Genomic DNA, 21,230 nt, shown 5'->3' on the forward strand with positions numbered 1-21,230 from the left:
ACAAAAAACTATCGGTAACTTGTGTTACCAACAGTAGAAATTATAGAGCCAAAAGAATCTGCCTTTCCATCACCAAAAAAGATCTAGAAAACTAAATGCTTTCTAGATCTTAAATTCTAACGTATTAATCCTTACAAACAGTAGTTGACAAAAAGTCTTTATTTTTCGCGAATAACTTCTATTTTGTATCCATCTGGATCAATAATAAAGTAGTAAGAAGGTGGAACGTTAGGTAAATGTTTTAATTCAGTAACATTAAATCCTTCAGTTTTATGCTGAGCATGTAGTCCTTCTAAATCATCAGTTGAGATGGCAATATGTCCGTATCCATTTCCTAAATCATATGCTTCAGAGTCATAATTATAAGTTAATTCTAACTCATAAGCATCTCCTGGTAATGTTAAGTAAACTAATGTAAATTTGTTTTCTGGGAAGTCTCTTCTGCGAGATTCTTCAAAGTTAAATGCTTTTTTATAGAAATCTAAAGAAGCATCTAAATCTTTTACTCGTACACATGTATGAGCCATTTTCATAATATTCATCCATCCTTTTCTAGTAGATTATCTTAATACTAACATGTAAGATAGGTCTTTTCTAGTTTTTTGAACCGTTAAATATTATAGAAAGCTAGTGATACGGTGAGTTCGTATGGTGTAAAGTCCGTTTTTACACGAATATTATTCTCATCATCTTTATATACTTCTTTGTAGGTTCCACCTAAAATAGTAGGAATAACTTGAATATTTGTGTATTTATTGATTAAAATATCTGATTTATAGCTGTCCTCAATTGAAATAAAACCTAAATTAAAATCAGAGTCTTGATTTGTTTTATTCGGGATAAATATGCTCAGTCTATTAGTATGTGATTTTGGATCATAGAGCATCTTGGCATAAGTATTAGGAATAATGTTATCGTAAAGCTCATAAATTTTACGATAACGGTACTCATTGTAGTTATTGATTAAATCGTCTTCTGTTAGTCCAGCATATAAGCTAGAGAAGAATCGATCTTCTTTTAATTTTAAAATTGTTTCAAATAGTATTTGTTGCTTTTCTGGCTTTATTATTTCTGGAATAGTTGTGTGTAAATATTCTTTGTGTCTGATATTGGCAGAAGATGTATTAATAATCATAAAATCTGAATGCGTATCTTTTCTTTGCCTTAAAGAGGTAACATCATAATGTTTTTTCTTTTTACGTTTCTTTCTTTTTTTTCTTTTACTAGGAACAATGTAATAGTCATCTTCGTTATCATCATCATTGTCATTGATATAATCAGTAACTGATTGACGAAATATATTTGAAAAAAACTTTGTAATGTCATAATAAATATCTGGATTTAAGTAGATAATAAGAGTACACGCTAAGAGCATTGCTAGCGCTGAAATAAAAAGATAGGCAAACCAAAAGAAGCTAGGTGTATAGGTTATAAATAATGCAATAATCCAAATGACAATAATACTAAATCCAATTGTTTTCAAATGCTTCATATGCCTTAGATACCTTTCTATATACAAAGTGATAAACTAACATAATTATATTTAACCATAGTTTGATATTTAAAACAAACCTATCTGATAATTTTTTATAGTGTTTTTATCTGATGACTTATTAATAGAATATAGTATAATACATAGGTAAGTAAAAAAGGAAAGGAATTGGGGTAATGGAAGCATCCAATTTATTTGCCATTGTTGATATTGAAACAACTGGCACGAATCAACAAACAGATAAAATTATTCAATTTGCCTGTGTAATTATAGAGAATCAGCAAATTGTAAATCAACTGTCGATTGATATTAATCCACTACGCTCAATACCTAAGCATATAACGGAATTAACAGGTATTTCAAATAAAGATGTGGCAAATTCGCCATACTTTGAAGATGTTGCTTTTACGATTAAACAATTACTTGATGGCTGTGCATTTGTGGCACACAATGTCTTTTTCGATTTTAATTTTTTAAATAGTGAGCTAGTTCGTGCTGGAGTTTCACCACTTACTAGTCCTTGTATTGATACAGTGGAGTTGTTTCAAGTTTTATTTCCAACTTCTAATGGCTTTAGAGTGAGCGATATGGCGTCGGAAATGTCCATAGAACATACTAATCCTCATCAAGCATTAAGTGATGCTTATGTCACAGCACAAGGTTTTATTAAGATGCTTGATAAATTAAGGACATTGCCTTTAGTAACGAAGGAGACACTTCAATTGCTGTCAGTTAATTTAGGGGTTAATAATCAAGAAGTCTTTAGTATGATCTTAAATGAAGGCTACGAGACTAAACAGAATAACTTAGAAGGGGTCGTTGTAATAGATGGCATTGCTATTAAGAAAAAAGATAGAGCGTATCGCTATCAGGATAGAAAAGTAGGGAAGTCATTTTCAAGTGAACTTGGTATTTTAAGAAATACGCAACGAGAGATGGCTGAGGATATCCACCAGTTTTTGACTGAAGACAATGAAAGTAAAAACTTATTTATCGAAGCTGAAACTGGCACGGGAAAAACAATGGGTTACTTATATCCTTTAACGTTTGAAACGAAACCTGAACAAAAGCTTATCTCGACTTCCACGATTTTATTGCAAAATCAGATAGAACATCAGGATATTCCTTTATTAAATGATTTAGTTAAGACTTCAAAACAAGGTGTCGTGGTAAAAAGTACCTCTCATTATTTAAGTTTACATGCCTTTAGGCAGACATTGGATTTACCATTAGGACAAAAAAGTTATGCAATCTGTCAGATGGCTGTATTAGTTTGGCTGTTAGAGACAAATACAGGAGATTTGGATGAAGTAAATGTCATTAAGAACAATGTGTTTTACCAACAAGTTCAACATACTGGGCAAAAAGAATTAATTGAATCCTCTATCTTTTTTGAAGAAGACTTTTATCATTACTTAACAGATAGATGTCAATTTGCTGATTTTATTATCGTCAATCATTCGTTTTTATTTTCTGATAGTCAGAAGAAGGAACGCTTTTTGCCAGATTTAGAGACGGTGATCATAGACGAAGCACATCAACTCCCTAGTTTAATTGAAACAATATCAACTAAACAACTGTCGTTATCTTCCTTTGTATTTGAATTGAATCACTTGATTGAAGTCTCAATGCTTATGGGGGAGACACATGATAAACGTCTAAAAAATGCCTTGATGATGAGTGACATCTGCAAGGAGTTAAGGGAATCACTTGATTGGCTTGAAGAAAGCATGGTGACGTATTTTGATTTGTTTCATAAAAAAGAGGAGCAATTGATTGATGTACTGGCTTTTTTTAAGCAAGTTCCAGTTGTTAAACGATATATCCAGCAGATTAATGTGATGTTACGAGAGCTTAGTGAGTTATCGCAAAACTTAAAACTAGAGAAAAAGAAAGAGTTATCTCTAAATGAAAAAGAATTCTTTCATACAATGGAACATGTGATTGAGATGTATCAACTGTTTAAATCATTCTTTTATGATTATGATGAAGCATTAGTTAAATGGATTAGTACGAAAAAAAAGCATGTGATATTGTCTATGATTAATTTCTCGGATTTATCTATTGGTCAATATAATTGGTACACTCAAGCTAAAAAAATCATTTATACAAGTGGTAGTCTTCAATTAGATAATGACTCGAACTTTTTAGAGCGTAAACTTGGCTTAGAAGATGTGCAGAAGAAAACATTGCCATCAGTATTTGACTATAAAAATCAAGCCTGTTTGTTTTTATTAAATGATGTAAACTATCATTCGATTAAATCGACAAATGATTTCTCAAAACGCATTAGTCAGTCGGTTAAAAACTTATTTGAAACACATGAACAAACGATGCTCGTTTTATTTACATCTCATCAATTACTTGAAGCAGTACATAAGCAGTTAACAGATTATTTTAATCAACGAGATGTGTTAGTATTAGCTCAAGGGATATCAGGAACAAAAGAAAAAATACTAAAAAAGATTAATCAAGGAAATAAATGCATTATTTTAGGGGCAAATAGTTTTTGGGAAGGCATGGATTTTAGTCAGCGGTCGATTAATATTGTTGTGATGACGAAGTTGCCATTTGACCCACCAAATCGTCCAATTGTTCAAGCAAGGTATCAATACATTGAACAACAAGGAGGAAATCCGTTTTATGAGGATGCATTGCCTCAAGCAGGGATTAAACTAAGACAAGGAATTGGCAGATTGTTGCGCAGTCCACAAGATCGAGGGATTTTAGTTTTATTAGATAATCGTTTGGTCAATAGTCGTTACAGCGACATTCTCTGTTCTTATTTGCCGCAAGCATTATCAATTCATACGGTAACATTGCCAGAGTTATTGAAAGAAAGTAAACTATTTTTAGAAAAAGAGAGTTAGGCGTAAAAATGAGACATAGGAGATAGAAGCATGCGTGAAAACAGAGTCATAAAATATTTGACGATAACGTTAATTGCGATTATTGTCATTATAAGTGTAGTAATGTATCAGTCAACTGCAACATACCGTTCAACTAAGCGCCAAGCAGTAGAGATTGCCAAAAATTTAGGTCATATCAATAAAGTTGAGGAGTTTTATTGGTTTACTAGACAGGAAAATACATATAGCGTAATTGGTAAAGACGACAAGAACGAAGAAAAAATAGTCATGATTCCTGAAAATGGTAAAGAGGCTCTTGTTGTTTATGCTAATAAAGGGATTAACCAAGATGATGCTATCCAAGCGGTTCTTGATACCAAGGAGACAAAGAAAATTAAAAAAGCATCTTTAGGATTGTTTAAAGATGAACCTGTATGGGAAATTACGGCCGAAAGTAAAGATGACCATTTGGTTTATTACTTAGTTGATTTCTATTCTGGAAAGATTGAAGAAGGAGCATTAAAAATTTAAGGGGATGAAAAAATGGGGTTTTCAAAAAAAGTAAGCAGTCTAAAAGAATCAGCAACATTGCAAGCAGCAGCAAAAGCCAAAGCACTAAAAGACCAAGGTGTAAATGTTCTTAATTTAACGATTGGGGAACCGGATTTTTCAACACCCAAATCAATACAAAACGCAGCGATAAAATCAATCGATAATGGATCATCAAGTTTTTATACGCCAGCAACAGGTTTACCTGACTTAAAACAAGCTATCATAGATAGAACACGTGAAGATTATGGCATTACTTATCAGATGAATGAAGTATTTGTCGGGTCCGGTGCAAAGTTTGTTCTTTATGCGTTATTTCAAACGTTATTAGATCCAGGGGATGAAGTGATTATTCCTACACCATATTGGGTGAGTTATAGTGCCCAAGTGGAATTAGCAGATGGAACACCAGTATTTGTCGAGACAACACAGGATAACCATTACCGTTTGACAGTAGAAGAATTAGAACAAGCTAGAACACCCAAAACACAAGCAATCATTCTCAATTCACCATCAAACCCGACTGGATCGATTTATACAGCAGAAGAGTTGCAAAAAATCGGGGAGTGGGCAGTTTCAAATAACATTTATATAATTGCCGATGATATTTATGCGAAACTAGTTTATAATGGTAATGTATTTACATCAATTGTGAGTTTGTCTGATGAAATTAAGCAACAAACAATTGTCGTTAATGGTGTTTCTAAAGCTTATGCAATGACTGGCTGGCGAATAGGTTATGCGTTATGTGATAAAGAAATTGCAGCACAAGTGTCAAAAGTAATTTCACAATCAACAGGAAATCCTGCAGCTGTGAGTCAATATGCAGCAATTGAAGCATTAAGTGGAAGTCAAGCTATCGTGGAAGAAATGAGACAAACATTTGAAACACGATTAAATGACATTTTCCCATTAGTTCAAGAAATACCAGGGGTTCGTGTAGAAAAACCTCAAGGGGCTTTTTATCTATATTTAGATATCAAAGAAACACTCGATATGTGTGGGTATGATAATGTAACGAATTGGGTGAACGACTTACTTGAAGAAGCACATGTTGCAGTTGTCACTGGTGAAGCGTTTGGAACAAGTCATCATGTCAGAATTAGTTATGCAACAGACATGGATACATTAACTCAAGCCATTAGACAAATAAACGAATTCATTGATAGTAAACGAATTTAATAGAAAAATTAGTGGGGTGCCAAAGTGGAGACAATAAACATTATTGATTCAAAAAAACATGTTGGGGAAGTTGTTAAAATTGGTGCATGGGTTGCCAATAAACGCTCAAGCGGAAAAATAGCTTTCTTACAATTAAGAGATGGTTCAGCATACTTCCAAGGTGTTGTGGTAAAAAATGAAGTAGGCGAAGAAGTCTTTGAATTAGCAAAAAGTTTAAACCAAGAAACATCAGTTATCGTAACGGGTGAAATTAGAGAAGACACACGTTCAAAATTTGGGTATGAAATTGGTATCCAAGGTATTGAAGTAGTCGGAGAAAGTCATGATTACCCAATCACACCAAAAGAACACGGAACAGACTTTTTAATGGATCACCGTCATTTATGGTTACGTTCATCAAAGCAACATGCCATTATGCAAGTAAGAAATGAGTTAATTCGTGCAACATACGAATTTTTCAATGATCGTGGTTTTATCAAGATTGATCCACCAATCTTAACAAGTAGCGCGCCAGAAGGAACAACTGAATTGTTTGAAACAGACTATTTTGGTTCTCCAGCATACTTGTCACAAACAGGTCAATTATATCTTGAAGCAGCAGCAATGGCTTTTGGAAAAGTATTTTCTTTTGGGCCAACATTCCGTGCTGAAAAATCAAAAACTCGTCGTCATTTAACTGAGTTTTGGATGATGGAACCTGAAATGGCCTTTGTTGATCAAGAAGGAAGTTTAGAAATTCAAGAGCAATATGTGGCATTTATGATTGAAAAAGTATTAGAAAACTGTGACTATGCTTTAGACGTTTTAAAACGTGATAAAGACTTATTAAGAAAATACACAGAATTACCATTTCCACGTATTTCTTATGATGAAGCAGTGGAATTATTACAACAAAATGGATTTGAAGATATTACTTGGGGTGATGATTTTGGTTCACCACATGAAACATTTATCGCTAACCATTTTGAAAAACCAGTATTCATCTTGAACTATCCAAAATCAATGAGTCCATTCTACATGAAACCACATCCAACAAGAGATGATGTTGTGATTCGTGCCGACTTAATCGCTCCAGAAGGATATGGCGAAATTATTGGTGGTAGTGAACGTGCCATTGGTTATGAGTATTTATTATCTGAAATCGAAAAAGATGGTTTAGATCGTAAAGACTATGAATGGTATTTAGATTTACAAAAATATGGTGCTGTTCCTCATTCTGGCTTTGGTCTAGGATTAGAAAGAACTGTAACATGGGTATGTGGAATCGAACATGTTCGTGAAGCAAGTCCATTCCCACGTTTATTACACCGTATTTACCCATAAAACAAAACAAGCCTCCTTTTAAAGGGGCTTTTTTGTTTGACAACAGGTAAAAAAAGACATACGCTTACACTAACTAATTAGAAGAGGTGAGTAACATGAAACAGAAAATAGCAATTGAAGGCATGAACTGTGGTCATTGTTCTGCTCGTATTGAAAAAGGTTTGTCAGAAATAAATGGCGTGAGTAATGTGGATGTGTCATTAGAAAACAAAGAAGCTGACGTTGCATTTGACGAATCAAAAGTGGCAATTAATGACTTAGTTAATAGAATTGAAGACTTAGGTTTTACGGCTACTATCTAAATAAAAATTCGGCTGAATTATCAGTCGAATTTTTTTGGCTCTATGTCAAATCGTGTTGATGGACAATAATATTGATGAAAAAGTCTCAAAAATAAAATAGAATTAATTGAAGTGAGGGAAGAAATTCTCTCGCTTTTTTATTTAACCTGAAAAACTTGATTTTGAATCAAAAAGATACGTCGTTTGAATAGTAGAAAGTTTCGATAGCCATAGGCAACACGTTTAATCACTTTAATTTTATTGTTAATGCCTTCTAAGAAACCATTTGAATAGGAGTATTTAAAGGCATTCATAACTCCTTGGGAAAACTTACCAAATATCTTGAATTTATCTTTAAAATACTTTGGTAATTCAACAGGTATCTTTGAACATAACTCTAAAAATAAGACATAATCGTTGGTTCTATAAGCATACTTTAATTCTTGGATAAAATGATACGCTTTTTTTAATAGAGAACTATAAGAAAGTAACTCATCTACCAATTCGGTAGATGACATATTTCTCTTGAATAAAGGACGATAATAAAAGTGTTTATAGTTTAATTCAAAACTGTCCTTTAAAAGGAGTTTCCAATAACGCTTTAATCTTCGATACTGCTTTCCTTCCTCTTGATTGTGGCGTTTTAGTTGATTCATTTCTTTTATTCTTAAGGTGTTGAAAGATCGGTTAATATGTTGAATAATATGAAATCGATCTGTGACGATTTCGGCGTTTGGAAAGACTGTTTTTAATAGTTGACCGTAACTTGCATTCATGTCCATGACCAAAAATCTTACTTTTAAACGTGATTTTCTGGAATACTTCATAAAGTAAGAAACCAACTTATGTAATCTTTTATCAGGTAAGATATCGATTATTTTTTTAGATGTCGCATCAGCACAAATAAAGCTCATTCCAGCATGACAATCAGAAGTAGAGCTAAACTCATCTACACAAAGAGCCGTGGGCAAGAAGTTAAAATTCGGTTGCTGGTTATTGGTAAATGATACTAACACACGTTTAACAGTGTTTTCAGAGACACTGTGACATTCTGCAATTTCTTTACGTGATCGATTATCTTTTAAGTCAAAAGCAATTTGGTATTTAAGCTGTTTAGAAATTTGACAATAGTCATCTACTAGAGAAGTAGAAGCACTGAAAGTTGATCCACAGTTTCTACAAAGGTAACGCTCTCTGTGAAGTTTCAGATAAGTTGGACGACGTTCAACTTCAGGCAATTGACTAATGGTTTGATACGTTCCGTTTTTAACGGATTGATCAAATCCACATTTCTTACATTGCTTATCTTTATTCACTAATCTTCCTATAATCATATTAACTGAGCGGTTATTTCTCGCTTCGCGAGACAACCAATCCTCATTAAAAATAAGAGAATCATCTGTTAAATTGAGTAGTTTTCTTGTATTATTATCCATAGGGGTATTCTCCTTTGTAATGTTAGTTATAGACGACTTAATTTTACCAATAAGAATGCCCCTTTTTCTATGCCTAAAACAAAAAATCGCATTGATAGAATTTAATCTATCAACACGATTTAGTGTACAGCCGTTTTTTTGTATTAAACTAAATGAAAGAGATGTGCTATAGCAGTTGTTAACATCGTAATACCAACACCAATGATAGTTGGAATAATAAATGAAGCGAACGTCCATTTTTTACTTTTTGTTTCTTTATAAATTGTAAGAAGAGTAGTAGAACATGGCCAATGATAAAGAGTAAATAAAATGACATTCATAGCTGTTAACCAAGTCCAACCATTACTTAATAAAAGTTGTCTGAATTGATCTAGTGAGCTAAAGTCTGTAATAGTACCAGTTGCCATGTAACCCATAATCATAATCGGAATAACAATTTCATTAGCAGGTAGTCCCAAGATAAAGGCCATTAAAATAGTACCATCTAATCCCATAAGTCGAGCAAAAGGATCAATAAACCCTGTGACACTTTGTAAAATAGATTGATCTCCGATTGATACATTGGCTAATACCCAAATAATTAAACCAGCCGGTGCTGCAACAATAATAGCACGCCATAAAACAAATAATGTTCTGTCAAAAATTGAGCGAACAATAACTTGTCCCACTTGCGGTTTTCTATAAGGTGGTAATTCTAAAGTGAAAGAAGAGGGTATACCTTCTAAGATAGTTTTTGATAATAAACGTGAGACAAAAATAGTGGTAAACACACCAAGTAAAATAACTCCAGTTAAAAATGCTGCTGATTTGATTGAGCCAAGGAGTCCAACCGCTCCTCCTGTAAAGAAGACGGTGATAACGGTAATCAAAATAGGAAATCGACCGTTACATGGTACAAAATTATTTGTAATAATGGCAATAAGTCTTTCTCTAGGAGAATCAATGATTCTAGCCCCAACAACACCGGCAGCGTTACAACCGAATCCCATACACATGGTTAATGCTTGTTTTCCACATGCTCCGGCTTTTTGGAAATGCTTATCTAAGTTAAATGCAACACGAGGTAAGTAACCAAAGTCTTCTAATAATGTGAACAATGGAAAGAAAATAGCCATAGGTGGCAACATCACTGCAACAACAGTTGATAAAACTTTATACACGCCATTAATCAACACATCACGTATAATATGTGGGATACCCCAACTCGTTGTAATCACCATAAGCCAATTGCCAAATTTGTCAAAATTATCAGCTAGAAAATCTGAAGGACCATCCGCTCCTTCAATCGTAAACCAAAAGATAAGCATTAATAATAAAATCATAATAGGAATACCAGTGCTTTTTTGTGTGAGAAGCTTATCCAATTTTTGGTCTTTTAAATCGAAGTTTTTATCTTCAAATATCGTGACTTCTTTTGCAATGACACTTGCTCTATCAACAATCGCTAGTGTTTCAGTTTCTTTATCAGCATGAATTTGTTGCAAAGCTTCCATCATAAATGGATTTGATGTAATGTCACCATCAATGACTCCTTTTGTTTTTTCCATTAATGTATCAAGACCTTGTTTTTTTACAGCAGATGTTCCAACGACTGGTACACCAAGTAATTCTTGTAGTTTTTCTAAATTAATATGGATTTTTTTCTTTTTGGCTTCATCTAGTAAGTTGACACACACAATAACGTTTGGTGTCAGTTGCATGATTTGTAACACTAGATTTAGATTTCGCTCTAGACTTGTTGCATCACAGACAACGATAGTTGCTTGGGATTCATTTGATTGAATGAAATCTCGTGCGATTTCTTCTTCAGCTGAGTGAGCTGATAGGGAATAGGTACCAGGTAAATCGACCAAAATAAATCCTTGTCCCTCAAATTCAGTTCGTCCTTGAGCTAAATCAACGGTTTTTCCAGGCCAATTTCCAGTATGTTGTCTTAGTCCAGTTAGTTCGTTAAAAACTGAGCTTTTACCCACGTTAGGGTTTCCAGCTAATGTAATCACAACATCAGATTCTTTTTTGTGATCAATAACAAAGATTTCTTTTTCTTCAGTTGTCATCGCTATATACCTCCACATATTGTGCATCAGAATTTCTTAATGCAATAGTTGTTCCTCTCAAACGGTAAGCAATCGGATCACTTTTTGGACTGATTAGTGATTTTTTGACAGTTGTTCCAGGATAGAAACCTAAGTCATATAGTCGTTGTTTCATATCTGCATCTGGATGAGAGATGTGAGAAATAGTTGCTTGGTCATTAAGGTTTAAATTTAATAAAGTTTTCATAATCTCGCTTCCTTTTTTAGGTTTACCTAATTTAACTTTATTTTAAACCTAATTTATAGTTTAATCAACCCTTTCTGTTATGGTATAAAAATAACTACTTTTTTATTGATTGTGATATATGATAGAATGAGATATTACCTAAAAAAGGAGTGCAAAAAAGACATGACAAATTTTTATGATAAGTATTATGTTGATCGTCATCAAACAGACTCATTAAAATGGGATGGGGTTACAGAACGTTTTGGAAGTGAAGGACTACTTCCTTTGTGGGTAGCAGATATGGATTTTAAAATTCCTGAAGAGGTTCAAAATAAAATGATGGACAGAATCAATCATGGTGTGTTTGGTTATTCTGTCGTACCTAATTCATATTACCAAGCAGTGAAATCTTGGCAAAAAAACCAGCACAATGTTGAAGTTGAAAAAGATTGGTTACGTTTTACGACAGGTGTAGTCAATTCACTGCATTACTTAATTCAATGTTTTACAAAAGAACAAGAAGCTGTCATGATTTTTTCACCAGTATATTACCCGTTCTATGACGTGGTTAATGATAATAAACGCAAACTAGTGACATCTGATTTGGTGATTAATCAAGGTAGATATGAGATTAATTATGAAGAGATGGAAGAAAAAATAAAAAAAGAAAACGTCAAAGCGTTAATTTTTTGTTCGCCACATAATCCAGTTGGACGTGTGTGGACAGTTGAAGAATTAAATATTGTATCTGACATTTGTCAAAAATATGATGTCTTATTGATTTCAGATGAGATTCATCAAGATTTTATAGCAAAAGGTCATACGTTTACTAGTTATTTAGGGGTAGAGGGTGTTAATTTTGATAAATTGATTGTGGTGAATGCTGCATCAAAATCATTTAACTTAGCGAGTTTACTTCATTCGCATATTTTTATTCCATCAACTGATTTAAGAGCAAGATATGATGAATTTATCAAGACGATAATTAGTAATCCAACAAGTTTGATGGGAGTTATTGCTACACAAACAAGTTACGAGTACGGAAAACAGTGGTTAAATGAACTGAATAAGACAATCGATGGAAATTTTGAGTTGATGAAAACACGGTTAAATGAATTATTACCAGAAGCGACTGTTTATGAAAAACAAGGAACTTATTTAACTTGGATTGATTTGTCCGCGTATATTACACAAGACAAAATGAAAGAAGTTATGCAAGAAAAGGCTAAAATAGCGATAGATTACGGTGAATGGTTTGGTGAAAATACTGGAACATTTATTAGAATTAATCTTGCAACTCATCCAAAAAATATTGAATTAGCCGTGACGGGTTTAGAAAAAGCGCTAAAAAATTAGTAATTTTTAAAATTTATTTAAGGTTTCCCTAAAACACCAAGAATTATATTAGTCAATATGGTAGAATTAGTGTTATAAATCTGGTAAGTTTGGGAGATGCGTAATGGATAATAATTCAAGAAGACATAAAAAAGTAAAAAAGAAATCAAGTGGATTAAAAAAAACGGTAATTGCCTTATTGACAATTTTACTTGTGATTTTGGCAGGAACAGGCATTTTCTTAGCTAAAACTTATTTTGATGTAAAAGATGTTGCAAACAAAGTAAGTGCACCAGTCGAAGGACGACCTGATGATAAAAATATTCAAGAAGGTCAACCGTTTTCAGTATTACTTTTAGGAATAGATACAGGTGATTTTGGACGTAATGATGTGGGACGTTCTGATACAATGCTTGTGGCAACAGTTAATCCTAAAGAAAAGAAAACGACATTGATTAGTATTCCGCGTGATACAAGAACAGAGATTGTCGGACATGATACGGTTGAAAAAGTGGCTCATGCTTATGCGTATGGTCAAGCCAAAATGGCGATGGATACAGTAGACAATTTGTTAGATATGAAATTAAATCATTATGTCTGGATCAATATGATGGGATTTGAAGACTTGGTCAATGCAGTTGATGGAGTAGAGGTCACAAACAAATTTGAATTTAAGCAAGATGGTATGACATTTAAAAAAGGTCCAATCAAATTAAACGGTGAAGAAGCACTTGCCTATACTCGTATGCGATATGAAGATCCTAATGGTGATTATGGACGTCAAGCGCGTCAACAGCAAGTCATCGAAGCCATTGCCAATAAAGTATTAGGTTTTACAGGGGTTAAACGGTACAAAGATATTTTAAAAGCAATTGAAAATAATATGAAGACAGATTTAGAACCAGAAGAAATGTTTGATATAGCCATGAAGTATCGTGACAGTTTTAAAAATGTTCAGAGTGAAACACTTCAAGGGGAAGGCGTTATGATTGATGGCATTTCTTATCAAGAAATTCCTCAAACAGAATTAGTGCGTGTTCAAAACTTGATTAAATCACAACTTCAGTAAGTACAAGGGTAGTTCTAGTTCTTGTCATTTAATTATTATGAAGTAAATTGAAAATTTGACTTTTTGTCAAATTGTATCGATTAGTTAAATTTATAAGATGATGAGTATGAGAGTAATCTCAGATTTATCATCTTTTTTAGTTGTTTTATTTTTCAAATTAAGCTAGACAAAATATCATTGTCTACATAACTCAAAAATACTTCCAATGGTGTTTTATAGTTTAATGATTTTCTAGGAATATTATGTCTTTTAGATGCGATAGATTGGATAAAAGATTCCTTAACTTTGTTGAAGTCCATTTGTTTAGGCAATCCATCTTTACGTAATAACCCATTAGACCGTTCATTTAAGAATCGTTTTGAGGGTGTTCCTGAATCGTCAAAATAAATATCAATATCATTTAGATTGCTGATTGATTTCCAATTAGAAAATTCTTTACCACAATCGAATGTGATTGATTTAAATGGATGGCATGGAAACTTTTTAAACCAATTCTTTAAACTATTTTCGATATCTATTGCTCGTTTGCCTATTGGTTTTAACATAATAATCACTTTCTATAGTCTTTATTACGTTGGTAGATGGTTCTTTTAAAGGCTTTTTTGCCTCTTTTTTCTTTATAACCATTTCATTATCAGATAAAGAAATAGGACGTCTGCCACAATTTTTTTTATTATTTTTGTATCTTTTATAGTAATCTAGTGCAGATAGCCCCTCGTCAAAAGCTTTGTAAACATTATATATAGTCTATTTTACTCGTTTCAATTGTTTTATAACGTATGTTTATATGTTTTGAAAACCACCTGCTGTGCGGGTGGTTCTAAAGAGTTTTTAGCGTGGTATTAAAAAATCCTCCTAAAATGATAAGAAAGATTAGGTTTCCCGACCACAACATATCAATCATATAGGAGGTTCCTTATGAAAAAGGACAATCAAAGTTTATCACACACAACATGGAAATGTAAGTATCATATCATTTTTGCACCTAAATACAGACGACAAATTATTTATGGAAAATACAAACAGAGTATCGGAGAAATTCTAAGACTGCTATGTGAGAGAAAAGGCGTTGAAATAATTCGTTGATTTTTTAAAAGGAATTTCCAATTTGATTTCAGTTTATTAGCCTCTGATTTTTTCTTTTGGCGAATCAATACTTTCATTTCCCGTACCCTAAATTCATTAAAAGCAGTATTTAAATGCTTTATAACATGGAATCGATCGATGATGATATTGGCAGATGGAAAGACTTTTTTAGTCAATTGAAAACAGGCAGCGTTCATATCAGTGACTAGAAATTTTACTTTCTGTCGTTCTTCTAAGGGCGTACGATTAAAATAAACAGTGAGTTTGTTTAATTTCCGACTAGGTAGTATATAAACTAATTCTCCTGTTTTTCCATCGGCACAAATAAAGCTCATCTTGTCTTCTCTACTAGCATGTGATCTAAATTCATCTATCTTTAAAACTTCAGGAAACTACAGGGGGATAAGTTGGTGAGGGAGTTGTGTTTCAACGGACTTAAGTACCCTTAAAACAGTGGTTAACGAGACTTGACACATTTTAGCGATTAACGTCATAGACATTTTTTCAGTTAGAAGTTCTAATATCTTCAAGGTGATAAGCCTACTAATATGACAATTTTTTTCAACAATTGAGCATTGGGCAGTCCAATTGTGGTTACAATTTTTACAATGGAAATGTTGTTTCTTTAACTTTAAAATGATAGGTAGGTTTTGATAGGGTAATAGGAGAATAAGTCCTTTTGATAATTAAAGTATTCTTTCAGTTACTGTTAATATCTACTATACTAGTTAAATCTAAATTATCATTTATTATTCTCAGCATTTTTTTGATATGATTAATCTTGATATGTTATCTTTTAGATTATAGAGCCAAAATTTTTAGGGAATTGACTAGTCAATTCCCTTTTTTTCGGCTACAATAGATAAGAATAAAATTTAAAGGAGAATCGCATTATGGGAAAATTTCAAGTGATAGATCATCCGTTAATTCAACACAAATTAACAATTATCAGAGAGAAAAATTGTGGAACAAAGGTTTTTAGAGAAGTTGTTGATGAGATTGCTATGCTAATGGCTTACGAGGTATCTCGCGATATGCCTTTAGAAGATATTGAAATTGAAACACCAATGGGAACGTCAGTGCAAAAAACGTTAACAGGTAAGAAAGTAGCGATTATCCCAATATTAAGAGCTGGAATTGGTATGGTTGATGGTATGTTAGAATTAATACCAGCAGCAAAAGTTGGACACGTTGGTTTGTATCGTGATCATGACACACTAGAACCAGTTGAATATTTTGTAAAATTACCAGCAGATATTGCTGATAGACAATTATTTGTAGTTGATCCAATGTTAGCAACAGGTGGTTCAGCAATCATGGCAATCGACTTATTAAAACGTCGTGGTGCAACAAATATTAAATTTGTTTGTTTAGTAGCAGCTCCTGAAGGGGTAAAAGCTTTACAAGAAGCTCATCCTGATGTAGATATCTACACAGCAGGTTTAGATGAAAAATTAAATGACGAAGGTTACATCGTACCAGGGTTAGGTGATGCTGGTGACCGTTTATTTGGAACAAAATAATAAGATTTAAAAGAGATCAGACTACATATTCTGGTCTCTTTTTTGTGAAAAAAAATCTTTTTTCTATTGTCAATAGGACAAACCTATTAAAATAACTATTAGATTCCATAATATTCTATAACTTGTAATCGGTTGCAAATCATTATAAATTAAACTTATATTTTGCGCAAATATATACAAATGATTGTAATCAAAATAAACTCAAGGGAGAAGGTTATGGAAAATATTGTCATTGAGAAAAGGATTAAAAATCCTTTATTAAGTGGTGTTGTATCAGTTATATTTTTAATCGTATTTGCGTCAGCGGGATGGATTATTTGGTCTAACTTTTGGCAGTTGATTATTGGATTAGTAGGTGGAGAAGCAGTTAGCAGCTTACCAACAGAAATTCAGGGACATTTCTTTAAAGAATCTGTGGAAGGAACATTTTTTTGGATGGTTATTTCTACATGGGTTTGGTTTAGTTTGAACCTTGGTAATTATGGAAAATACTCACGAAATCTAAGTAACTTAAAAACAGGTATTAGATATACATTATTAGCATTTTTAGTAGGAATTATTGGATTTAGTTTATTTGTTACATTTTTAGGATTATGGTGGGAACCATTTAGTTGGCAAGTGTTGTTTAGACCCAGAAGTGAACAACAAGCACTTCTAGCTATTAAGGGATGGTCAGCAATCAATTTCTTTGCCTTATCAGTGATATTGACACAAATTCCTTTAGTTAGTTTATTTGGTAAATACCCATTTAGCCAATATAGTAAATCTAATTGGTCAATGTCGTTTGGAACACTATTTTTAGGATTATTCCTAGCTTTATTTAACTGGGTAGTTTTCATTGTGCCAAGTTTTTTCCAATTACAAGTTGATGGAGTTGCGATTACTCAAGTGCCATTTGGATCATGGTCAACAGCCATTGCTTGGTGTCAATTATTTATCTTCTTCTTTTTATTACCAGAAGAAGGAATGGAAGGATACCCTCAAAAACTGATTACAACTCGTCAACCATTTTCAGGATTGATTGGTTTAGCCATTGCAGTTGGTGGAGCTTTTATCATGTTACCTATTCTAAGCAATCTATTAACTCCAATTGCAACAGAAGTTGGTATTGACCCAGATTTAGCAGTAGCATCATTTGTACTGACAATTATTAATGTGTTGCTAACATGGCATCATCATTTTGATGATTACCCAAATAAAGAATTAGTACCTTCAACTTGGAAACGTATCTTAATTCAATTAGTTATCGTTATAGCAGTCGGGTCTGTACTTGGAATACTATGGCTTAAAACATTGCATTTATGGCCATTTGGTGGCAATCATTTAGGACTAGAACATCCAATGTTAGGCGTTTTAGGTGGACAATTTGTTTATATGATGCCAATGTTATTTATGAATACATTCTTTGATAAATGGCCGATGTCATTTTACAAGGAAAAATAATCAAAATAAAAACCGTCTTTATGGCGGTTTTTTTCTTTTGCTAAAAATTACTTGATTAGTCGTAGTAAAAATGATAGACTGTGTTTACTACGATAGATAAAGTAATTTATGAGGTGATTGAATGATTAGTAGTGACATCATCCGTGGGTATAACGATCCATTAATACTATCACTTTTAATAGATGAAGATTCTTATGGTTATGAGATTTCAAAAAAAATAAAAGAGCAAAGTAATCAAAAATATATCATAAAAGAAACCACCCTTTACTCTGCTTTTAATCGATTAAAAAAGAATGGCTACATCACCTCTTATCCAGGAAATGAAACATTTGGAAAAAAGCGAACGTATTACAAAATTACACCTGAAGGAAAGCAGTATTATTTAGAAAAAAAAGAAGAGTGGGCTTTAACAAAAGAAGTCATTGATAACTTTTTAGGAGGGGATTTATTATGAAAGTCATTGAAAATTATGTGGATGCGATGTTTGTAAATTTACCACGAACAGCTGAATTACAAACAATTAAAGAAGATATTTTATTGAATATGAAGGAAAAATACATAGAACTTATTGATGAAGGAAAACCAGAAAATGAAGCACTTGGAACTGTTATTGCTGAGTTTGGTACGATAGATGAATTGTTAGAGTCTTTGGAAATCTCTGTGGAAGAAAATGACGATAGAGGTAATCAAGAATTTTTTACACCTAATTTACCAGTGTTATCTGAGTCAGTAATCACAAAATATCTTGCAACGAAAAGATTATCAGGGATGTTGATTGGAAGTGGGATCATTTCATTAGGTATTGGTTTAAGTACTTTTTTCTTTCTAATTAATCGATTATCATCTTCTATACCTTTTTTTATTTTTGTATTAAGTATCACAGCAGCAGTGATTCTTTTTACTATAGGGGGAATGAAATTATCTGTCTTTAATAATTTGAAAAATGGTTTTATTTTAACGTCAGAAGATCGGTTGTTATTAGAAAATGCTAAAGAGGAGTATCATCGTTCATTTATATTATCAATCATTTTAGGAATTGGACTATCTATGCTATCTATTCTTTCAGTTATATTTAGCTCTTTCTCAGGATTTGGTGAAGCAATTGGATTAAGTTTATTATTCCTTTTTGGTGCAGTTGCTTGTTTCTTTTTTATCTATGCAGGAAATGTCCAAGGAAGTTATAATTTTTTATTAGATAATGGGTTAGAAGTACATGTGCCATATGAAGAATACAAACGTCAGAAGTTTTTCCAACGCTTTGAGTCTTTGTATTGGATGATTATTTTATTACTCTTTTTTGGATGGGGATTTTTCTTCGATGGATGGGTTATTTGTTGGATAGTGTTTCCAATAGGTGGTGTTTTGCAAGATACATTAAGTAAACGAGCATAAAAAAGAGGCTGACCCAAAAGTAACTTTTTAAATGAAAATAACTAAACTAACAAAATAGAAATCCCATGAAGTCAGTGTTTTAATAAGCTGATTTCATGGGATTTTTCTATGTTTAAGACTTTTGGGTCAGCCTCTTTTTTTGTTTAAAATTGTTTTGCTAATTCTTTTGTTTTTTCGATAATTCCTTGAAGAATCTCATCTGCTTTTTCTGGCTGATAATCAAGCCCTTCGATAATAATAGCATCTGTTTCTTCAACCCCTACAAAGTTGAAAATTTCTTTAACAAATTTTGATGAAGTATCGTCACCAGAATGAACGCCACCACTAGCTTGGATGTGTAACATTTTTTTACCTGGAGCTAAAGGCATTTTACCGTTTTCAGTGTATTTAAATGTTTTTCCAGCGACAACAATCGTATCAATCCATGCTTTTAGTTTCGTTGGGATATTTAAATTCCATAAAGGATTAGCAATGATAATTTTATCAGAGTTCAGAAATTGTTCAGTCAGTTCAGAAAATCGTTCGATTTTTTTTGCTTGAACCTCATTAATTTCTTTACCATCTTTTAAATTAGCCCAACCTGTTAAAATATCTTTATCGATTTCTGGAATATGATTTTCATACACATCTAATATTTCGACTGTGTCATTTGGATGACTTTCTTCATAAGATGTTAAGAAGGCATCAAGTACAGTAAGAGTACGTGATTCATCTTTTGTTAGTGGATGAGCTTTAATAACTAATACGTTTGACATAATTTTTCCTCTATTCATTTATATTTTACTTATTATTTATCAGTAATTATTAATATAAAGTATTTTGTGAAAAATAGCAAAGGTTTTTTAAAAGAGATATAAAAAAACGAGTGAACCTATTATTTAAAGTTATAGGAGACTTAAGAAAAAGTGATTTGAAACCGTTATCAATAACGAGTATTATTAATTTAAGTAAAAGGCTCACAAACTATTTGAGCAGAAAGAGGATAGATATGACATTAATTAATGAGTTATTAGGAATAAAGTATCCACTGATTCAAGGTGCTATGGCAAAAATATCGACATCAGAGCTAGTTAGTGCGGTTTCAGAAGCTGGTGGTTTAGGTGTTATAGCATCAGGTGGCATGACAACAGATCAAGTAAGAGATGAAATTCGCAAAACAAAGCAATTAACAGATAAACCTTTTGCTGTGAATGTAATGTTGATGATGGAAAATCGTGATGAGATTATTGATGTCGTTATCGAGGAAGGTGTTAAAATTATTACGTCAGGAGCAGGAACACCAAAACCTTATATGAAACGTTTAAAAGAAAATGGTGTGATTGTAATGCCAGTTGTTCCTAATGTCAAAATAGCATTAAAAATGCAAGAATTAGGAGCAGATGCAGTGATTGTTGAAGGGATGGAAGCAGGAGGACATATTGGTGAAGTTTGTACGATACCATTAGTATCAGCTGCAACTCAAGTTTTGAGTATTCCAGTCATTGCTGCAGGTGGATTATCAGATGGCCGTTCATTAGCCGCAGCATTAGCTTTAGGGGCAAAAGGGATACAGATGGGGACAGTTTACCTAGCTACTGAAGAATGTCCAGTGTCGACTCCTTATAAACAAGAAATTATGTATGGAAATGAAACGTCAACTGTCGTAACAGGACGTAATAATGGGGCACCTGTCAGAAATATTAGAAACGCGATGACAACTAAGTATTTGGAATTAGAACGACAAGATGTCTCAAGAGACGAGCTTGAAGAGTTGACGATTGGCTCATTGTATCGAGCGGTAAAAGAAGGAGACATGATTAATGGCTCAGTCATGGCTGGTCAAATTATCGGAACAATCAATGAAATAAAAACAGTTCAACAGTTACATGATGATATTATTCATCAATATAGAGAGTTGATATTGCCGAAAATTTAACAAAGACAGCGTAATATCGTTGTCTTTTTTTCTTGTTTTGAAGTATCCGTTTATTTAGTATGAGATGCTTTAAATAATAAATGCATATAATTA

The 21,230-nt window shown here is 32.8% G+C and carries 19 protein-coding genes and 2 pseudogenes; 13 read left to right on the forward strand and 8 right to left on the reverse strand.

Going from position 1 to position 21,230, the window contains the following annotated elements:
• Window positions 1-158: 158 nt before the first annotated feature.
• Window positions 159-533, reverse strand: coding sequence for a lactoylglutathione lyase (gene gloA, locus BW731_RS10020; RefSeq protein WP_079347831.1), 375 nt, complete (start codon window positions 531-533; stop codon window positions 159-161).
• Window positions 534-610: 77 nt separating this feature from the next.
• Complete coding sequence (locus BW731_RS10025) at window positions 611-1,492, reverse strand: hypothetical protein (RefSeq protein ID WP_071456617.1); 882 nt, start codon at window positions 1,490-1,492, stop codon at window positions 611-613.
• 176 nt (window positions 1,493-1,668) lie between these two features.
• Here BW731_RS10025 and BW731_RS10030 point away from each other — a divergent pair, with 176 nt between their 5' ends.
• The 5 genes from BW731_RS10030 to BW731_RS10050 all read left to right on the forward strand — a co-directional run bounded on the left by BW731_RS10030 (window position 1,669) and on the right by BW731_RS10050 (window position 7,697).
• The gene (locus BW731_RS10030; protein WP_079347833.1) at window positions 1,669-4,362 is read left to right on the forward strand and encodes a helicase C-terminal domain-containing protein; all 2,694 of its coding nucleotides are present in this window, start codon (window positions 1,669-1,671) and stop codon (window positions 4,360-4,362) included.
• 30 nt (window positions 4,363-4,392) lie between these two features.
• Window positions 4,393-4,872, forward strand: coding sequence for a cell wall elongation regulator TseB-like domain-containing protein (locus BW731_RS10035; RefSeq protein ID WP_079347835.1), 480 nt, complete (start codon window positions 4,393-4,395; stop codon window positions 4,870-4,872).
• A gap of 12 nt (window positions 4,873-4,884) precedes the next feature.
• Window positions 4,885-6,072 carry a pyridoxal phosphate-dependent aminotransferase gene (locus tag BW731_RS10040; RefSeq protein WP_079347837.1) on the forward strand — a complete coding sequence of 396 codons (1,188 nt, stop codon included), beginning with the start codon at window positions 4,885-4,887 and terminating at the stop codon, window positions 6,070-6,072.
• Between the two features lie 24 nt (window positions 6,073-6,096).
• Window positions 6,097-7,395: an asparagine--tRNA ligase gene (asnS, locus tag BW731_RS10045; protein ID WP_079347839.1), complete on the forward strand. Its 1,299-nt coding sequence runs from the start codon at window positions 6,097-6,099 to the stop codon at window positions 7,393-7,395.
• 95 nt (window positions 7,396-7,490) lie between these two features.
• On the forward strand, window positions 7,491-7,697 hold the full coding sequence (locus BW731_RS10050) for a heavy-metal-associated domain-containing protein (protein ID WP_079347841.1): 207 nt from the start codon (window positions 7,491-7,493) through the stop codon (window positions 7,695-7,697).
• Between the two features lie 137 nt (window positions 7,698-7,834).
• Here the strand turns inward: BW731_RS10050 and BW731_RS10055 are convergent, their stop codons facing one another.
• The 3 genes from BW731_RS10055 to BW731_RS10065 form a co-directional block, all read right to left on the reverse strand.
• Window positions 7,835-9,112, reverse strand: a complete 1,278-nt coding sequence (locus BW731_RS10055) for an ISL3 family transposase (protein ID WP_079347843.1) — start codon at window positions 9,110-9,112, stop codon at window positions 7,835-7,837.
• 143 nt (window positions 9,113-9,255) lie between these two features.
• Window positions 9,256-11,169 carry a ferrous iron transport protein B gene (gene feoB, locus BW731_RS10060; protein WP_198931936.1) on the reverse strand — a complete coding sequence of 638 codons (1,914 nt, stop codon included), beginning with the start codon at window positions 11,167-11,169 and terminating at the stop codon, window positions 9,256-9,258.
• The gene (locus BW731_RS10065) at window positions 11,159-11,395 is read right to left on the reverse strand and encodes a FeoA family protein (RefSeq protein WP_079347847.1); all 237 of its coding nucleotides are present in this window, start codon (window positions 11,393-11,395) and stop codon (window positions 11,159-11,161) included. Before BW731_RS10065 ends, feoB begins: the two co-directional genes overlap by 11 nt.
• A 162-nt stretch (window positions 11,396-11,557) precedes the next feature.
• Here BW731_RS10065 and BW731_RS10070 point away from each other — a divergent pair, with 162 nt between their 5' ends.
• Window positions 11,558-12,730 (forward strand): MalY/PatB family protein, encoded by a 1,173-nt coding sequence (locus BW731_RS10070; protein WP_158080204.1) that lies wholly within the window; start codon window positions 11,558-11,560, stop codon window positions 12,728-12,730.
• Window positions 12,731-12,833: 103 nt separating this feature from the next.
• Window positions 12,834-13,778, forward strand: a complete 945-nt coding sequence (locus BW731_RS10075) for an LCP family glycopolymer transferase (RefSeq protein ID WP_079347851.1) — start codon at window positions 12,834-12,836, stop codon at window positions 13,776-13,778.
• Window positions 13,779-13,930: 152 nt separating this feature from the next.
• Here BW731_RS10075 and BW731_RS10080 read toward each other — a convergent pair.
• Window positions 13,931-14,525, reverse strand: a pseudogene (locus tag BW731_RS10080) (IS30 family transposase); the annotation flags it as partial.
• Window positions 14,526-14,696: 171 nt separating this feature from the next.
• On the opposite strand from BW731_RS10080, the pseudogene BW731_RS10085 reads away from it, so the two are divergent.
• Window positions 14,697-14,858: pseudogene (locus BW731_RS10085) on the forward strand (transposase); the annotation flags it as partial.
• On the opposite strand, the gene BW731_RS13095 reads toward BW731_RS10085, so the two are convergent.
• Complete coding sequence (locus BW731_RS13095; RefSeq protein ID WP_079347853.1) at window positions 14,786-15,199, reverse strand: transposase; 414 nt, start codon at window positions 15,197-15,199, stop codon at window positions 14,786-14,788. The pseudogene BW731_RS10085 and the gene BW731_RS13095 sit on opposite strands and share 73 nt — an antisense overlap.
• A gap of 558 nt (window positions 15,200-15,757) precedes the next feature.
• Here BW731_RS13095 and upp point away from each other — a divergent pair.
• The 4 genes from upp (at window position 15,758) to BW731_RS10115 (ending at window position 19,222) form a co-directional block, all read left to right on the forward strand.
• The gene (gene upp, locus BW731_RS10100; RefSeq protein ID WP_071457218.1) at window positions 15,758-16,387 is read left to right on the forward strand and encodes a uracil phosphoribosyltransferase; all 630 of its coding nucleotides are present in this window, start codon (window positions 15,758-15,760) and stop codon (window positions 16,385-16,387) included.
• A gap of 216 nt (window positions 16,388-16,603) precedes the next feature.
• Window positions 16,604-17,830, forward strand: a complete 1,227-nt coding sequence (locus BW731_RS10105) for a hypothetical protein (RefSeq protein WP_079347857.1) — start codon at window positions 16,604-16,606, stop codon at window positions 17,828-17,830.
• Window positions 17,831-17,951: 121 nt separating this feature from the next.
• A complete protein-coding gene (locus tag BW731_RS10110) occupies window positions 17,952-18,284 on the forward strand; it encodes a PadR family transcriptional regulator (protein ID WP_079347859.1) in 333 nt (110 codons plus the stop codon).
• On the forward strand, window positions 18,281-19,222 hold the full coding sequence (locus BW731_RS10115; protein ID WP_079347861.1) for a permease prefix domain 1-containing protein: 942 nt from the start codon (window positions 18,281-18,283) through the stop codon (window positions 19,220-19,222). The genes BW731_RS10110 and BW731_RS10115 overlap by 4 nt, the downstream gene beginning before the upstream one ends.
• A gap of 143 nt (window positions 19,223-19,365) precedes the next feature.
• Here BW731_RS10115 and BW731_RS10120 read toward each other — a convergent pair whose 3' ends face one another.
• Window positions 19,366-19,977, reverse strand: coding sequence for an FMN-dependent NADH-azoreductase (locus BW731_RS10120; RefSeq protein ID WP_079347863.1), 612 nt, complete (start codon window positions 19,975-19,977; stop codon window positions 19,366-19,368).
• Window positions 19,978-20,210: 233 nt separating this feature from the next.
• Here BW731_RS10120 and BW731_RS10125 point away from each other — a divergent pair, with 233 nt between their 5' ends.
• Window positions 20,211-21,137: a nitronate monooxygenase gene (locus tag BW731_RS10125; RefSeq protein ID WP_079347865.1), complete on the forward strand. Its 927-nt coding sequence runs from the start codon at window positions 20,211-20,213 to the stop codon at window positions 21,135-21,137.
• The last annotated feature ends 93 nt before the right edge of the window (window positions 21,138-21,230 follow it).

This window comes from Vagococcus martis, assembly GCF_002026305.1.
Lineage (GTDB): Bacteria > Bacillota > Bacilli > Lactobacillales > Vagococcaceae > Vagococcus > Vagococcus martis.

Coding starts and splice junctions, on each gene's coding strand:
- gloA (WP_079347831.1), bottom strand. CDS start 533: ATGAAAATGGCTCATACATGTGTACGAGTAAAAGATTTAGATGCTTCT.
- BW731_RS10025 (WP_071456617.1), bottom strand. CDS start 1,492: ATGAAGCATTTGAAAACAATTGGATTTAGTATTATTGTCATTTGGATT.
- BW731_RS10030 (WP_079347833.1), top strand. CDS start 1,669: ATGGAAGCATCCAATTTATTTGCCATTGTTGATATTGAAACAACTGGC.
- BW731_RS10035 (WP_079347835.1), top strand. CDS start 4,393: ATGCGTGAAAACAGAGTCATAAAATATTTGACGATAACGTTAATTGCG.
- BW731_RS10040 (WP_079347837.1), top strand. CDS start 4,885: ATGGGGTTTTCAAAAAAAGTAAGCAGTCTAAAAGAATCAGCAACATTG.
- BW731_RS10050 (WP_079347841.1), top strand. CDS start 7,491: ATGAAACAGAAAATAGCAATTGAAGGCATGAACTGTGGTCATTGTTCT.
- BW731_RS10055 (WP_079347843.1), bottom strand. CDS start 9,112: ATGGATAATAATACAAGAAAACTACTCAATTTAACAGATGATTCTCTT.
- feoB (WP_198931936.1), bottom strand. CDS start 11,169: ATGACAACTGAAGAAAAAGAAATCTTTGTTATTGATCACAAAAAAGAA.
- BW731_RS10065 (WP_079347847.1), bottom strand. CDS start 11,395: ATGAAAACTTTATTAAATTTAAACCTTAATGACCAAGCAACTATTTCT.
- BW731_RS10070 (WP_158080204.1), top strand. CDS start 11,558: ATGACAAATTTTTATGATAAGTATTATGTTGATCGTCATCAAACAGAC.
- BW731_RS10075 (WP_079347851.1), top strand. CDS start 12,834: ATGGATAATAATTCAAGAAGACATAAAAAAGTAAAAAAGAAATCAAGT.
- BW731_RS13095 (WP_079347853.1), bottom strand. CDS start 15,199: ATGAGCTTTATTTGTGCCGATGGAAAAACAGGAGAATTAGTTTATATA.
- upp (WP_071457218.1), top strand. CDS start 15,758: ATGGGAAAATTTCAAGTGATAGATCATCCGTTAATTCAACACAAATTA.
- BW731_RS10105 (WP_079347857.1), top strand. CDS start 16,604: ATGGAAAATATTGTCATTGAGAAAAGGATTAAAAATCCTTTATTAAGT.
- BW731_RS10110 (WP_079347859.1), top strand. CDS start 17,952: ATGATTAGTAGTGACATCATCCGTGGGTATAACGATCCATTAATACTA.
- BW731_RS10115 (WP_079347861.1), top strand. CDS start 18,281: ATGAAAGTCATTGAAAATTATGTGGATGCGATGTTTGTAAATTTACCA.
- BW731_RS10120 (WP_079347863.1), bottom strand. CDS start 19,977: ATGTCAAACGTATTAGTTATTAAAGCTCATCCACTAACAAAAGATGAA.
- BW731_RS10125 (WP_079347865.1), top strand. CDS start 20,211: ATGACATTAATTAATGAGTTATTAGGAATAAAGTATCCACTGATTCAA.